The sequence below is a fragment of the Parapedobacter sp. genome, assembly GCF_035556095.1.
In the GTDB taxonomy this organism is placed as follows: Bacteria; Bacteroidota; Bacteroidia; order Sphingobacteriales; family Sphingobacteriaceae; genus Parapedobacter.
On the sequence record NZ_DATMFT010000030.1, the window covers coordinates 1 to 16724 of the forward strand.

The 16724-nt window shown below is 55.6% G+C and carries 10 protein-coding genes; 8 read left to right on the forward strand and 2 right to left on the reverse strand.

The window, feature by feature from the left end; genetic code table 11:
• The first annotated feature begins 538 nt into the window (after nt 1-538).
• The 8 genes from VNQ80_RS18865 to bglX are packed head-to-tail and all read left to right on the forward strand — an operon-like array spanning nt 539 to nt 15273.
• Nucleotides 539-3607 carry a TonB-dependent receptor gene (locus VNQ80_RS18865; protein ID WP_325641607.1) on the forward strand — a complete coding sequence of 1023 codons (3069 nt, stop codon included), beginning with the start codon at nt 539-541 and terminating at the stop codon, nt 3605-3607.
• 11 nt (nt 3608-3618) lie between these two features.
• Nucleotides 3619-5151: a RagB/SusD family nutrient uptake outer membrane protein gene (locus tag VNQ80_RS18870; RefSeq protein WP_325641609.1), complete on the forward strand. Its 1533-nt coding sequence runs from the start codon at nt 3619-3621 to the stop codon at nt 5149-5151.
• A gap of 32 nt (nt 5152-5183) precedes the next feature.
• Nucleotides 5184-6257 (forward strand): LamG domain-containing protein, encoded by a 1074-nt coding sequence (locus VNQ80_RS18875; RefSeq protein ID WP_325641611.1) that lies wholly within the window; start codon nt 5184-5186, stop codon nt 6255-6257.
• A complete protein-coding gene (locus VNQ80_RS18880) occupies nt 6244-8250 on the forward strand; it encodes a glucoamylase family protein (RefSeq protein ID WP_325641613.1) in 2007 nt (668 codons plus the stop codon). Before VNQ80_RS18875 ends, VNQ80_RS18880 begins: the two co-directional genes overlap by 14 nt.
• Before the next feature lie 14 nt (nt 8251-8264).
• Nucleotides 8265-9638 (forward strand): glucoamylase family protein, encoded by a 1374-nt coding sequence (locus tag VNQ80_RS18885; protein WP_325641615.1) that lies wholly within the window; start codon nt 8265-8267, stop codon nt 9636-9638.
• A 4-nt stretch (nt 9639-9642) separates the two neighbouring features.
• Nucleotides 9643-11409, forward strand: coding sequence for a family 43 glycosylhydrolase (locus tag VNQ80_RS18890; RefSeq protein WP_325641620.1), 1767 nt, complete (start codon nt 9643-9645; stop codon nt 11407-11409).
• An 11-nt stretch (nt 11410-11420) separates the two neighbouring features.
• Nucleotides 11421-12920 carry a sulfatase gene (locus VNQ80_RS18895; RefSeq protein WP_325641622.1) on the forward strand — a complete coding sequence of 500 codons (1500 nt, stop codon included), beginning with the start codon at nt 11421-11423 and terminating at the stop codon, nt 12918-12920.
• Nucleotides 12921-12975: 55 nt separating this feature from the next.
• Entirely contained in the window at nt 12976-15273 is a 2298-nt protein-coding gene (gene bglX / locus VNQ80_RS18900; protein WP_414693011.1) for a beta-glucosidase BglX, read from the forward strand.
• A gap of 7 nt (nt 15274-15280) precedes the next feature.
• Here bglX and VNQ80_RS18905 read toward each other — a convergent pair whose 3' ends face one another.
• Together VNQ80_RS18905 and VNQ80_RS18910 are read right to left on the reverse strand one after the other, a co-directional pair.
• Nucleotides 15281-15919: an alpha/beta hydrolase gene (locus tag VNQ80_RS18905; RefSeq protein ID WP_325641624.1), complete on the reverse strand. Its 639-nt coding sequence runs from the start codon at nt 15917-15919 to the stop codon at nt 15281-15283.
• Nucleotides 15920-15923: 4 nt separating this feature from the next.
• A partial coding sequence (locus tag VNQ80_RS18910) for a ring-cleaving dioxygenase (RefSeq protein WP_325641626.1) occupies nt 15924-16724 on the reverse strand: 801 nt, incomplete at its 5' end.

The following is a 16724-nucleotide window of genomic DNA, read 5'->3' on the forward strand; positions in this document are numbered from 1 at the left end:
AAACGACTAACGCCCGGCTCGGCATCGGCACAGGCGGCGGCACGCTGCTGAGCGTATTGGCCCAGCTGGGTATGCACGACATCATCCGGACCGCCGTGCTGGCCGCCATCGGCGCGGCGGTGAGTTTCCTCGTCACGTGGGCGCTGCAGCGATGGGGTAGGGGCCGGTAATTAAGTGGGCTGCCTTCATGTTTTTGGAGGCGGCCTCCTTACTGCCAACGAAAATCGACTACATCATTACCTCTCATATTTCATAGTGTATCCCATACACAATAAAGCCGTATATGAGAAGTTTCGGTTTGATTTCATCTATCTGTTTATCAGCTTATTGAATTGATTGTATTGGCTGATGTGAGAAAATTTTATGGGGATGATGTAGCAATGTGTAAGCTGTTTATTTGCTGACGCTACCTATACATCACAAATTTGTAAAACAATACGGCCCAAAGAGCTGTATGGTAAAGACGGGCCAATTAATCCGCACGGCGTGCGGAACAGGTGCAAATAAATAATTAATAAACCAACTAATTAATGACAACATGAGGAATTTATTTACATGCTTCTTACTGCTGTGCATGGTGGTTCCTGCTTTTGCCTTGGCGCAGCACAGGGTAAGCGGCCGAGTGACCGATGTGTTGACCTCAGGCGGAGTGCCGGGGGTCACGGTAATCGTTAAAGGCACGACTACGGCCACGCAGACCGATGCGGCAGGAAACTATACCATTGAAGCGAATGCATCAGATACCTTGGTCTTCCGCTCCGTGGGTTACGCCCTGCAGGAAGTGCCCATTGCTAATCAAACAACCATAGACGTGGTGCTGGAAGACGAAGGCACGGAACTGGACGAAGTGGTCGTGATCGGATATGGTACCCAGCGCCAGCGGAACCTGACCACAGCAGTGACTACCGTTAGGGCAGACGATATCGCCAAAACACCCAACGCCCAAGCCATGCAGTCGTTGCAGGGTCGCGTAGCCGGTGTGCAGATTGTGAGCAACGGCGCTCCGGGCGCATCACCCACCGTCCGCCTACGGGGTATCGGCTCCTTCGAGGGAAGTTCCGCCCCGCTTTATGTGGTCGATGGGATGTTTTTCGACAACATTGATTTCCTGAACCCGAATGACATCGAGACGATTTCCGTATTGAAAGATGCTTCGGCCTCGGCAATCTATGGTGTGCGTGCGGGAAATGGTGTAGTACTGATCGAAACGAAATCCGGCGCGTATAACAAACCGGGCGAAATCGTTTATGACGGGTACTACGGAATCCAAAACCCCCAAAACGTGTTGAAGATGGCAAACACCCAGCAATTCGTCCAGTACATCCGGGAGGCGGGCGTTGCCGACACCAACTTCATCAACAATGCGATGCAGCGTTATGGCCGCAGCCGGGTAGACCCCAACATCCCCGATGTGAATACCGATTGGTACCACGAGATCATGAGCCCCGCGCCGATTCAGAACCACAATCTTTCCTTCAACGGCGGGGGCGAAAGCACGCGCTATTCGATCGGCGGCAGCTACTTCAATCAATCGGGATTGCTCAATGAGCAACGCAACGATTATACACGGATGAACTTCCGCGTGAAAGTGGATAGTAAGGTAAAAGATTGGCTGAATGTGGGCGGGAATTTCAATGTGAGTACGGCCCGCCAATACACCGGTGAAAACACGGCGTGGTTCAGGGCCTACTTCTCCGTACCCATCCTACCCGTATATGACGAAAACAATACGGCTGCGGAACCGCTGAAATTGGCGAATGCCCAGCACATCGGTTATCGGGGCGGCCAAAATCCGTTTTTCCCGTTGATGTATATCGACAACCGCAACCACGTGGCCAAGATGTTGGGTAACTTCCATCTGGAAGCCAACCTTATCGAAAACAAACTGAAATTCCGTACACAGTACAACTACGGACTGAGCTTTGTAAACCTACGCCGCGTGGAGTTTGAATACAGCGACGGCATTACCGATTACCAATCGGCCATCCGTCGGCAAAATGCAGCGGATTACGATCAGGTATGGGATAATTTCCTCACCTACGACGACGATTTTGGCAAGCACAACCTCAACGTGGTACTGGGCCAGTCTTATCGGAGCGAGTACAGCGAATTGCTGTTCGCCCGCGGTACGGCTATCGCACCAGCCCCTTCCAGGGCAGCCGAACATTACTGGTACCTTTCCAACGCACAGGAATTTGACGAAGGCGGGGTCGGCGACGCGAATGACGGCACGTTGAATGCCAATCTTAAATTCCTGTCGTTCTTTGGCCGTGCGGCCTATAACTACGACGGCAGATACCTGCTTTATACGACCTTCCGCCGCGATGGAAATAACAAGTTCCAGAAAACATGGGGTAACTTTGCTACGGTAGGTGCAGGCTGGGTGCTGTCGGAAGAAGAATTCTTCGATGTGCCGGGCATCGATTTCCTGAAGTTCCGTGCCTCATGGGGCCAATTGGGTAATGATGCCATTGCCCCGGCGGTTGGGTTGCCCACCTTGGAGGAAAACAACGGCGCTATCAATGACGTGCGCACAATCGGTCGCCGGCTAAACCCTACGTTTGATTTGATTGCCGAGTGGGAAACCACCGTGGAGACCAACTTCGGGTTGGACGCACAGTTCCTCAATAACCGTTTATCGTTGGAAGCCGATTATTTCATCCGGGATACCCGGAACCTGGCCGTCAGGATAGCCCCGCCGGTCATCCGTGGCGAGGAGCGCCGGAGTGTGGGCGAAATCCGTAACACCGGCTTAGAGCTCAACTTGAACTGGCGCGATCAGCTTTCGGAAAATTTCTCCTACAACATCGGCGGAAACATCGCAACCTTGAAAAACCAAGTGCTCGGATTGGGCGGTGCCGATGGCCTGGATGCCGGATCGGCAGAGTTCCGCCAGCGATCCATTATTGGCAACCCGTATCAGGCCTTCTATGGTTATGAGGTGGCAGGGGTGTTCCAACGTGGGGCTTTTGACGATGGTGCCGGGATGGACGACCTGGTAGCTGCCAGTGGTTATACGGAAGATTTCATTACGGCCAACCAATTGAAAGCTGGTGACCTTATTTACAAGGATCAAAACGGCGATGGCGAGATCACCGATGAAGACCGCGTTATCTTGGGTTCCTACCTACCCGATTTCACATGGGGGTTCAATCTTGGTTTCCGCTATAAAAAGTTGGAGTTCTCCACCCTCTTACAAGGGCAATCGGGTTACCACCTGCTGAATCGGAAGCGTGGGGAAATGATTTTTACAAACGACACCAACATCGACGCGGATCTGGCTACCGGATTGTGGCGTGGCGAAGGAACATCCGACAAGTATCCGTCGGCCGCCGGGCTGCGTAAGACCTGGAACCAGAAAATGAGCACATACTACGTAGAGAACGCGTCTTATTTCCGGGTGCAGAACGTCCGCTTGTCGTATTCGTTCTTCGGTCGCGACATCAACGGGGTGAGTTGGCCGGAAACACGGTTGACATTTACGGCGGAACGTCCGCTCACCGTGTTCAGCTACAACGGCTTCAACCCGGAAGTAGCGAACGGCGTAGACCGCGAGGTGTATCCCATACCCGCCATTTATACCCTGGGAGTAACAATCAAACTCTAACACGTTAAGACATGAAGACAATGAAACCGAATATCCGACAATTAGTTGCCATGCTGCTGGGATTGCTGTTTACCGCATCCTGCAGCTTGAACGATCCGCTGGAAAACGAGCAGATTGCCGAAGAAACCGATTATACGCAGACTGGCAATATGGTGCTGCTGATCTATGGCGCATACAACGACCTTTATCATTTGCAATGGGAAACATTCCCCACCATCAGCGTACGCGGCGACGACGTGAACCCTGCGGGTGACCAAGAGCCGCTTATCGAAACAGACCAGTACCGGTATGACCGGAATTTCTGGATGTATAACTCGGCTTGGCTGAACCTGTATACCGACCTGCTGCATTGGCACGGAGCCATTGAGGAAATCGAGAAGTACCAGGAGGCGGGGGCAAACCCCTCCACGGCGCAGCAATACATCGCAGAAATCAAAACGATGCAGGCGTTCCAACTGTTTCAACTGGCCCGCCTGTGGGGAAGTATCCTGATTCCGGAGTCCTCGCAGCCATCCCACCTGTTCAACGTGGAGCTATCCAGCTTTGAGGACGTGATGCAATACATCTCGTCGTCGATGGATGAGGCGATTCCGCTATTGCCCAACGTGCGGCCGAACCAGCGCACGGACATCAAAGGCGGCATCACGCGCCACACGGCGCTGGCCATAAAAGCGATGGCCAACCTCGAGTTGAAAAACTTCCCGGCGGTGGCGGAAGCGACCGGGCAGATCATCTCCAGCGAACTCTTTACGCTGGAGGAAGATTATTACCAACTGTTTAAAATCCCGGGCAAACTCAACGACGAAAACCTCCTGGAGTTCCAGTATTCGGATTACGGGACGGGTTCGGGCAATTCCAACCGTTTCAATTCGTTCGAGTTTTTCGGCCCCAATGGCGGTGCGTGGACACCGGCCGTATCTGGCAAGAGCGGCGGTTGGGGATTTTGGGAGCCCAGTTACAAATATGTCAAATTCATGTTGGCGCGCGGCGAACGGGAGCGGCTGCAGACAACGGTCAACTTTACGCCTGCGGGCATTGCCGACCTGCGCAATGACGGTATTACCGTGCCAAGCTGGGTATCTAACGTCACGCCCGAAGGCGACGCGTTTGGCAACTATTCGCGGTATAAATACCTCAGTGGGAAGTACTATTTACCGTCTACCCAATTGACGGCAGGACGGACGGCATGGGGTGAAAACAAGAACTTCATCTGCATCCGGTATGCGGAGGTGCTGCTGATGCATGCCGAAGCATTGGTGAGCGGAGCCACAAGTTCGGTGATGACGGCAGATGAGGCCGTTAACGCGGTCCGTGGGCGTGTTGGAATGGGCGCCTTGAGCGGCGTGACAATCGATGATGTACTGGACGAGAAATTTGCGGAATTTGCAACGGAATGGGGTATCCGGTTCTACGATTTGATGCGGCACGGCCGCACGTCGGAACTGACCTACGACGGCCGCACGTTCCCGGGCGACCAGGCGAGGTTCCTACCGTACCCATTAGCGCAACAAGAGATTATACCCCAGCTTCGGGATGAAAATTAACAGAACCAATGGCAACGTTAAAAAAGATAAACATGAAAAGATTTAGGCTATCGCTCGTCGCCATGCTGTTTATGGCGGCAGCATGCCAAGACGGCTATATCGATGAAATCCGCCCCGTAGACCCCGGCGCGGACAACAACGCGCCCGCAATCGCGGTGGGATACCCCGCGCCAGGGGTGCTGCTTATTCCATTCACGGATACCAAGGCACCCGTAGAGTTTGAGTTTGAAGTGACCGACGACATTGAAATTACCACCATCGAAATTGCCCTCAATGGCAGTCCATTGGAGACCTATACGGAGTTCACCGATTTCCGGCGGGTAACCCGGGCCCATCTCAGTGATTCGCTGGCACTCGGGGATTACACTTTTGCCGTAACGGCAACAGATGGCTCCGGCAAGAGCACCACGAAGGAGGTGGACTTCGAAATCAGCAACGTCTACCAAGCCAAGTACGACGGTGAGTTCTTTTACATGCCGTTTGAGGGCAATGCCTACCTCGACTTGCTCGAAGAGCTATCCGCGACCAAAGTGGGCAATCCCGGCTTTGCGGCCGGGAAGTCCGGCCGTGCTTACGCCGGTGCCACCAATGGTTACGTGACCCTTCCGGCAGCCGAGTTGATAAACGACGAATTCAGTGCCTCGTTTTGGTACAAGGTCAACGCTGCTCCCGATCGTGCGGGCATTTTGACGGTGAGCCCTCCGGGCCCCACGAACAACAACCGGACAAGCGGTTTCCGGTTCTTCCGTGAAGGCAGTGCCACCAACCAGACCTTCAAACTCAATGTGGGTAACGGTACGGCAGACGTTTGGGTGGATGGTGGTGCAGCGGCATCCATCAATCCGGCAAATACCACCGGTTGGATTCACCTGGCATTTACCATCTCGCCAACGCGGGCCGCGGTCTATATCGACGGTGCGCTGGTTAAAGAGTCGGTGCTGACCGGCCTCAGCTGGGCCGATTGTGATGTCTTCACCATCGGTTCGGGAGCACCGAATTTTACGGAGTGGAATCACTTGTCGGATTTGAGTTTGATTGACGAACTTCGGATTTTCGACAAGGCATTAACCCTAGAAGAAGTACAGGAGATTTTTGAAGACAACTAGCGATATCATGACGGGTGCCGCTGTGCCGATACGGATTGTTTACGTGCTATGCTTTGCCGTCCTATGGGCAGGATGCAAAACAGACCGTATCGGTACACTGGCACTTCAGCGGGCAATGGCCGGGGATGTGGAATTGTCCCTGAGCGATATCACCGAAGGGTTACCGACCGACCGGAGCATAGCCCTGGATTTTTCCCAGCCGGTAAATACCTCCACGGCGAGTGCAGCGATCACGCTGACCCACGACGGTGGCTCGACGGCCATGAGCTTGGGCTTTGTTGGCAACGGAAGGACGGTGGTGATACATCCCACCGGGCCTTTGCTGGGCAACACCATTTACACCGTCGCCATTTCAGATCAGCTGCAGGGTAGCGACGGCAGCCGTGGCCAGACCTACAGCATCCGGTTTAGAACGGTGATGGAAGACCTGCAGGTTACGTCCATCGAGGTGCATGGAGAGTCCGTCGGGCCATCGGCCATACTGGTAGACATACCGCTTGATTTGGACATGACCATCCGTTTTTCCGGTCCATTGGATGCCGCCGCTGCACAGCAGGCCGTGACCTTGACCGGCGCTGCGGGAGCAGTAAGCTTACAACAGGAACTTGCTGCCGATGGGCGCTCGCTGAGCTTGACAAGCGGCACGCCGCTGAAGGATTTCACGAAATTCACCTTGCGGGTTTCGGATGCGCTGGTTGGCGCTACCGGTGAAGGGTTCGACGGGCTGGAACGGACATTGTATACCACCGCAGCTTCCGAACCGAAGTTCCCCACCATTCCAGACGACGAGCTGCTCACGCTGGTGCAACGGCAAACGTTCAAATACTTTTGGGATTTCGCCCATCCGGCCAGTGGCATGGCGCGCGAGCGCAATACCTCGGGAAACCTGGTGACAAGCGGCGGTTCGGGGTTTGGTGTGATGGCGCTTATCGTGGGCATGGAGCGGGGGTTCATCTCCCGCAATGAAGGGCTGACGCGGCTGGCGGCCATACTCGCTTTTTTGGAGACGGCCGACCGGTTCCACGGGGCGTGGTCGCATTGGATCAACGGCAATACGGGCGACGCGATGCCCTTCAGTGCAAACGATAACGGCGGCGATCTTGTGGAAACTTCGCTTTTGATGCAGGGCCTCCTCACCATGCGGCAGTACCTCGAAGGGGCAGTGCCCGCCGAAAAGCAACTCATCGACCGCATCAACGTGCTGTGGGAGTCGGTGGAATGGGATTGGTACCGGCGTGGTGGGCAGGATGTACTCTATTGGCACTGGTCGCCGGATAAGGAATGGGCGATGAACCTGCCTATACGGGGTTGGAATGAATCCCTCATCACGTACGTATTGGCGGCGGCATCGCCTACACATGGTATTCCCGAAAGTGTATACACCAAAGGGTGGGCGAGAGACGGTGCGATGCGTAATGGCGAAACGTACGAAGGCGTGGAGTTGCCGCTTGGCCCACCGTTCGGAGGCCCCCTGTTTTTCAGTCAGTACTCGTTTCTGGGTATCGACCCACGGGGCCTGAGCGATGGTTATGCCAACTATTGGAACCAGAACGTAAACCATACACTGATCAACTACCGCTATTGCGTGCGCAACCCGCGGACATACGTAGGCTACGGTTCGGCGGGCGGTTGGGGGCTTACGGCAAGCGACAGCCACGATGGGTATTCCGCCCATTCGCCCACCAACGACCTGGGGGTAATCACACCTTCTGCGGCGCTCAGCGCGTTTCCGTACACACCCGACGAGTCGATGGCGGCCCTGAAGTTCTTCTACTATACCCTGGGCGACCGCTTGTGGGGAACGTACGGTTTTTACGATGCGTTTAACCTTACGGAGCAGTGGGTGGCCGACGCTTACCTCGCCATCGACCAGGGGCCGATCATTGCCATGATTGAAAACTACCGTACTGGTTTGCTTTGGGATCTTTTTATGAGCGCACCCGAGGTGAAAGCCGGGTTGCGTAAACTGGGCTTTGACAGCCCGAAATTATAATGTTAAAACAGACCATGAATCACAACGTCTATACAATATTAATAATTGCGGTACTATTGGCTGCCTGCAACGGTGCTGGTCAAAAAAAACGCGCTGATGGTAATGCTGACGGTAATAACGCTGATACCCTGGCTGATGACTCCCTGCTCACCCTTGTGCAGCAGCAGACGTTCCAGTACTTCTGGGATGGTGCGGAGCCGGTATCGGGCCTTGCACGGGAGCGCATACACATCGATGGCGAATACCCGCAGAATGACCAGGAAGTCGTTACCATCGGTGGCAGCGGATTTGGTCTGATGGCCATCATCGCGGCCATGGAGCGGGGCTTCATCACGCGGCAAGCGGGTGCAGACCGCTTTGAGAAGGTACTCGATTACCTAGCGAAAGCAGACCGTTTCCACGGGGCATGGCCACACTGGCTGGATGGCCCCACGGGCAAGGCGAAACCATTCAGCAAGAACGACAACGGCGGCGATCTCGTGGAGACCGCTTTTATGGCGCAAGCGTTGATTTGCGTGAGGGAATACTTCCAAGAGGGCAATGAACAAGAAAAGCAATTGGCTGCACGCGCCGATGCCCTCTGGAAAGACATTGAATGGGACTGGTACCGCCAGGGCGGGCAAAATGTGCTGTACTGGCATTGGAGCCCCACAGCGGGCTGGGCCGCAAACCATCCCATACGGGGCTATGACGAGTGCCTCATCACCTATGTGCTGGCCGCGTCATCGCCCACGCACGGCGTACCGGCCGAGGTGTACCACGAAGGCTGGGCCCGCGGGGGCGCCATCACCACCGATGCTGAGCGCTATGGCCACCCCATCATCCTCAAGCACAACGTGCCGGATAGCAACGGCGTAGGGCCGCTGTTTTGGTCGCACTATTCGTACCTGGGCCTCGACCCCCGCGGCCTGAAAGACCAATATGCGGACTATTGGGAGCTGAACCGCAACCACGCGCTTATCCAGTACGACTATGCCATCGATAACCCGAATGGTTATAAAGGCTATGGTTCGCCGGCTGGCGGGTGGGGGTTTACCGCGAGCTACTCGGTGAATGGATATGCGGCACATAACCCCGATAACGACCGTGGGGTGATCTCACCGACCGCGGCCTTGTCATCGTTTCCCTATACGCCGGAACACAGCATGGAAATGATTCGCTACCTTTACGAAACGCTTGGCGATAGGGTGTGGGGCAAATATGGTTTTTACGATGCCTACAGCGAAACGGAAAACTGGTACCCGCAACGTTACTTAGCCATCGATCAGGGCCCGGTACCGGTGATGATAGAAAACCATCGCACCGGGCTGCTATGGGACCTTTTTATGGGAGCGCCGGAAATTCAGGCGGGACTGCGTAAATTGGGGTTTGAAAGCCCGAAGCTATAAGGATATGCACGGCACCCGGAAATATAGACGGTTCTTGCTGATCATCGGATGGCTCTGGAGCGGACTAGCTACCGCGCAGGCTCCCCGCACGTATTGCAATCCCATAAACATCGACTACGGCTATACGCCTATTCCCAATTTTTCCGAGTGGGGCCGCCACCGCGCCACCGCCGATCCGGTCATCGTAAACTACCAGGGCGACTACTACCTGTTCAGTACCAACCAATGGGGCTACTGGTGGAGCAGCGACCTGTCCGATTGGCATTTCGTGTCCAAGAAATTCCTCCGGCCGTGGAACGGCGATGTCTACGATGAGCTGTGCGCACCTGCCGTGGGCATCGTGGGCGATACCATGCTCGTGTTCGGGTCTACATACACCGATAAATTCACCTTGTGGATGAGCACCAATCCCAAAGCAAATGAATGGCAGCCGCTGGTGGATTCCTTTTCCATCGGGGGGTGGGATCCCGACTTTTTCACCGACGATGATGGGCGCTTTTATATGTATAACGGCAGCAGCAACCGCTATCCGCTGTACGGGATTGAACTCAATCGGCAGACCTTCGCACCGATCGGCACACGCAAGGAGGTCTATTTCCTGGAAAGTTGGCGCTACGGTTGGCAGCGCTTTGGCGAATACATGGATAATACGTTCCTCGATCCGTTTATCGAAGGGGCACATATGACCAAACACGGCGGTAAATATTACCTCCAGTATGCCGCTCCGGGTACCGAATTCAGTGGCTATGCGGATGGGGTGGCTGTGGGCGATAGCCCCCTAGGGCCATTTACCACCCAGTCTGACCCGCTCAGCTATAAGCCCGGCGGTTTTGCACGTGGGGCCGGCCACGGCGCTACTTTCCAAGACAATGGCGGCAACTACTGGCACGTGGCTACCGTGGTGCTGGGCGTCAAGAATAATTTCGAAAGGCGCTTGGGGGTTTGGCCCGCTGGCTTTGACGCGGATGGCGTGATGTACGCCAATACTGCTTTCGGCGACTACCCGCATTACCTGCCCGATGGACCTGCCGACCACCGGGAAAGCCGCTTCACGGGGTGGATGCTGCTCAATTACCAAAAGCCGGTTCAGGTGTCGTCCACATTAGGTGCCGGCTACCCGGCGAATCACGCGGTAGACGAAAGCATGAAGACTTATTGGAGTGCTGCCACAGGCGATAAAGGCGAATGGATACAAAGTGACCTCGGTGCGGTGAGCACAGTGCATGCCGTGCAGGTCAATTACGCTGACCAGGATGCGGACAGCGCATTCCTTGGAAAAATGAACGGCATTTACCACCAGTACATCCTGTCTTATTCGGAAGATGGCCGCCACTGGAGCGTGCTTGCTGACAAAAGCCAAAACAAAACGGATGTGCCACACGATTACGTGGAGCTCCAGCAGCCGGTGAAAGCCCGCTACATCAAATTGGAGAACGTGCACATGCCTACCGGTAAATTCGCCATCAGCGGCCTTCGGGTGTTTGGCCGGGGGCAGGGGAGCGAACCGGCGGCCGTCGATGAGTTCATCGTTATGCGAACGGAGAAAGATAAGCGCAGTGCCTGGATCAAATGGAGCCCGGTGGATGATGCCTATGCCTACAACATCTATACCGGGCTGGCGCCAGATAAACTGTACAATTGCATCATGGTGCACGGCGCCAACGAGTATTATTACAAAGCGATGGATAGCCAGAAAACCTACTATTTTGCCATCGAGGCCATCAATGAGAATGGTATCTCCGCGAGGAGCGAGGTGAAACGGATTGATTAAATACGCAAGTCATGAAACGGATCTATCTTTTTTTCGTGTTATATGTTTGGAGTACCGCCGTGTGGGCACAAACACCGCCCGCCAAACCTTATAATGTGGTGTTCATCCTGAGCGATGACCACCGATTTGATTTCATGGGTTTCATGGATAAGGTGCCCGGGCTGGAAACTCCTTTTATGGACCGCATGGCGGCGGAAGGGGCGCACCTGCGAAATGCCTTCGTCTCTACCGCGCTCTGCTCACCGAGCCGGGCGTCTATCCTCACGGGCCAGTATGCCCATACCCATACCATTGTGGATAACAATGCCCCCCTACCCGAAGGCCTCACGTTTTTCCCCCAGTATATGCAGGAGGAAGGTTACAAAACGGGCTTCTTCGGGAAATGGCACATGGGCAATAAAGATGGCAACCCGCAACCGGGGTTTGACCAATGGGTGAGCTTCCGCGACCAGGGGGTGTATTACTCACCCACGTTCAACATCAATGGCACCGAAGTGAAGCAGCCCGAGGGGAGCTATACCACCGATCTGCTGACCGACTACGCCATCGATTGGCTGAACACGCTCGACGCTGACCAGCCGTTCTTCCTGTACCTTTCGCACAAGGGGGTGCATGCCGAATTCAACCCGGCCGAGCGGCACCGGGGCAGCTATAAGGACATGCCTATTGTTTGTCCACCCTCGATGTACCTCACGGCCACCGACAGCAGCATGCGCGTAGGCATGGAGACGCCTTATGATGGCCCCGTTAACTTGGATGGTATCCCCGATTGGGTGCGTAAGCAACGGCACAGCTGGCACGGTGTGGACTACATGTACGACGGGACGATTGCATTTGCCGACTTTTACCGGCAGTACTGCGAAACGTTGCGCAGCGTGGATGAAAGCATCGGCTCGGTGATTGCCTGGCTGGAGGAACACGGCTTAGCCGAAAACACATTGGTTTTTTACATGGGCGACAATGGCTTCCTATTCGGTGAACAGGGACTGATCGATAAACGGAATGCTTATGAAGCGTCCATGCGGGTGCCGCTGCTGGCGTGGGCACCGGGCATGATCAAGCCGCAGAGCCAGGTTGAGCAGATGGTCATGAATGTGGATATCGGCCCCACCATACTCGATATCGCGGGTATCGCAATACCGGAACAAATGCAGGGGCACTCGTTCTTGCCGCTGTTGCAGGGGAAACCCATTGCCGGCTGGCGCGACAGGGTGTTTTATGAATATTATTGGGAGTGGGCCTTCCCGCAGACGCCAACGGTCTTTGCCATCCGCACCGATCGTTACAAATATATCTTCAACCACGGGTTGTGGGATACCAATGAACTGTACGACCTGCAGACCGACCCCCACGAAATGAACAACCTCATCCGCGACCCAGAGTCGCAGGAAATGGCAGGCCAGCTCAAGCAGGAGCTGTGGGGCTGGCTGGAGGCTACCGATGGCCTGCAGATTCCACTTAAGAAAATTAACCAGAAACGCATCGATCACTTATACCGCGGAACGTATTAGTCGACTCTGGTGCGGTAAAGGAGGGAAGCGATTCCAAAAAAGACGAAAAGTTGAGATGATGAACGCACGAATTTATACCCTGATTTTAACGGCAATGGTGATGGCAGGTTTACCGGCGTTGCAGGTAACGGCACAGCCAGGCGCAGATATGGACCGTTTTATCGATGGGCTGATGCAACAGATGACCATCGAAGAGAAGATCGGCCAACTCAACCTCGTCACGGCAGGTGAGGTGACGACAGGCTCGGTAGTGAGTACGGGCGTGGAGGCCAAAATAAAGGAAGGGAAGATCGGCGGTATTTTCAGCATGACGACGCCCAAACGCATCCGTGCCGCGCAGGAACTGGCGGTAAACCAGTCGCGCCTCAAGATCCCACTGATTTTCGGCCTGGATGTTATCCACGGCTACAAGACCATCTTCCCCATCCCGCTGGGGCTTGCCGCGACGTGGGACATGAGCCTGATTGAGGAGACCGCCCGGATTTCGGCCGTGGAGGCAGCTGCCGATGGGCTCAACTGGACGTTCTCGCCCATGGTTGACATCTCGCGCGATGCCCGCTGGGGTCGTATCTCCGAAGGATCGGGCGAGGATACGTACCTGACCTCGCGCATCGCGGAAGCGATGGTGCATGGCTATCAGGGCAACGACCTCGCTGCGGATAATACGCTCATGGCCTGTGTGAAACATTTCGCCCTGTATGGGGCAGCCGAGGCCGGTCGCGACTACAACGCCACCGATATGAGCTTACATCGCATGTACAATGAGTACTTACCTCCCTACAAGGCCGCCATTGATGCGGGGGCGGGGAGTGTGATGACGTCGTTCAACGATATCAATGGGGTGCCAGCCACCGCCAATAAGTGGCTGATGACGGATGTACTTCGCGACCAGTGGGGTTTCGGTGGTTTCGTGGTAACGGACTACACCGCCGTCAATGAACTGGTAGACCATGGCTTGGGTGATTTGCAGGAGGTCTCCGCGCGGTCGCTCCAAGCCGGTATCGACATGGACATGGTGGGCGAAGGGTTTCTGACCACATTGAAAAAATCGCTGGATGCGGGCAGGGTGAGTGAAGCGGACATCGATCGCGCCTGCCGGCGTGTCTTGGAAGCCAAATATAAATTGGGGCTGTTTGATGATCCATTCCGGTATTGTGATGAGTCACGTGCTGAAGCGGCTATCCTCCATCCGGCCCACTTGGCCAAGGCACGCGAGGCGGCTGGTAAATCATTCGTACTGCTCAAGAACGACGAACGCGTGCTGCCGCTGAAAAAGTCGGGCACGGTGGCCTTAATAGGGCCATTGGCCAATACGGGCAGCAACATGCCCGGCACGTGGAGCGTGAGCGCCGACCTGGAGCATACGCCCTCGTTGTTGGAAGGTATGCGGGCCGTGTTGGGCAACCGGGTCAACATCATCCACCACCACGGGTCTAATCTGCTGGAAGACGCCGACTACCAAGAGCGGGCAACGATGTTTGGCCGCACCATCCCGCGCGATGACCGGCCTGAGGCCGAGATCCTGGCCGAAGCAGTGGCCGCCGCCCAACAGGCTGATGTGATCGTCGCGGCGTTGGGCGAAAGCTCGGAGATGAGCGGCGAATCATCGAGCCGCACCGACATCGGGATACCGGCCATACAGCAACGGTTGCTGGCCGAGCTGCTGAAAACGGGTAAGCCGGTGGTATTGGTGCTGTTTACCGGGCGGCCGCTCACGCTGACGTGGGAACATGAGCAGGTGCCAGCCATACTCAACGCCTGGTTCGGCGGTACGGAAACCGGCAAAGCGATGGCCGATGTGCTGTTCGGCGACGTTAACCCATCGGGCAAGCTGCCCGCCACGTTCCCCCGCCACGTGGGCCAGTTACCCCTGTACTACAGCCATAAGAATACCGGGCGGCCACTTGCCGATGGGCAGTGGTTCCAGAAATTCCGCTCCAATTACCTCGATGTACCTAACGAACCGCTATATCCTTTTGGTTACGGCTTGAGCTATACAACGTTCGCTTATGGCGATGTTACGCTCAGCAGCGACAGCCTGCAATCCACGGGTTCGCTTGAGGTAAGCGTAGCGGTACGCAATGCCGGTGATTATGCCGGAGAAGAGGTGGTGCAACTTTACATCCGCGATGTGGTCGGCTCGGTGACGCGGCCCGTAAAGGAACTGAAGGGCTTCCGGAAAATAAGGCTTGCGCCCGGCGAATCGGAACGTGTAACTTTCAAACTCACCGTAGACGACCTAAAGTTTTACAATGCCCACTTGGATTTCGTGGCCGAGCCCGGTGAATTCGTGGTGTTCGTCGGCACGAATTCGCGCGACACACAGGAAGCACGGTTCGTACTTGCTGATTGATGGCCGATTACGCAGCGCCGCCGGCCCCAAACACCACTTCGTTGGCCAATAGCGTCTCGTCGGGGCTGATGCTGTGTGGCTTGCCGGGATAGACCTCCAGGGTTACGTTTGCCCCGAGGTCGCGCAAAACCGTTGCACTTTCTTCAATCCGGTGCAGCGGCACGTGGGGGTCAGCATCGCCTGAGGTAATCAGCACAGGCGTGCCCCCGAAGTTACCGCCATAGTTATCGAGATTCAGCGATTCGCCGATCAGTCCGCCCGTGAAGGCGACGGCACCTCCGTAGGGCTGGGCGTGCCGCGCGATGTATTCGAGGGCCAGGCACGCACCTTGCGAGAAGCCTACGAAATAGAGCGCGCTGGCCGGGATGCCCAGTTGCATGGCTTCCTCCGCAGCTTCATGTACCAGTGCCAATGCGGAGTCCAACGCGGGCTGATTGTCATTGACGGGTGCGAGGAAGCTATAAGGGTACCACGAATTGTGGGTTGCCTGGGGTGCCAGCAGGAGCGCGTCGCCGAGCTGGAGATGGCGGGCTAGTGAAAGGATGCCAGGGGCGGAGCTGCCCCGCCCGTGGAGCAGCACCACTGCCTTGCTGGCGTGTGCAGCCGATTTGCCGGCTTGTATGAGTTGTTTCTCGTGTGTATACATGTGATCAATCCAATTGGGGTAAAACCTTTTCCAGTTGTTCGCGGTACCCTTCGTATTGGGCCGGCAGTTTCAATCCGCTACCCAACTCGGCTACGGTTTCATCGGTGGCAAAGCCGGGGTTGTCGGTGGCGATTTCAAACAACACACCTCCCGGTTCGCGGAAATAGAGCGAGTAGAAATAGTTGCGGTCTATCTTCTCGGTGATGTGCAGTCCTTGCGCAATTACTTTTTCCCTGAAGTGCATGAGCGTGGCTTCATCGTGAACGCGGAAGGCGACGTGGTGTACGGAACCGCCTGCCACGAGCCCTTCGGCTTCGCCGGGCGCTTCAACCAAGTCCACCAGCGCGGCATGGTCTACCGCATCCGTGACAAACCGATAGCGGTTTACCTCCTGTTTCAGCAACCGGTACCCGAACACGTCGGTAAGTATCTTTGCGGTCGCGTCTATTTTGGTGGTGGTGATGGTGATGTGGTGGAAGCCACGTATGGCATGGGCCGCATTGACCCCATCGGTTGTCCACGGTGCACGGGTATCGGCTTTGCCGGGTACCGTAAGTTCGAACTTCAACCCATCGGGGTCGAGGAAGGTGAGGTACTGCTCGCCGAATTTTTCTGCGGGGTTATTGTAGAGAACATTGTTTGCTTCCAGCCGGTCTTTCCAAAAATCAAGGCTTCCTGCCGGTACGGCATAGCCGATTTCGGTAACCTGCCGGGTGCCACGGCGGCCCGGTTTCACGCGGTTGCCCCAAGGGAAGAACGTAAGGATGGTGCCCGGTGTGCCTACTTCGTTGCCGAAATAGAAATG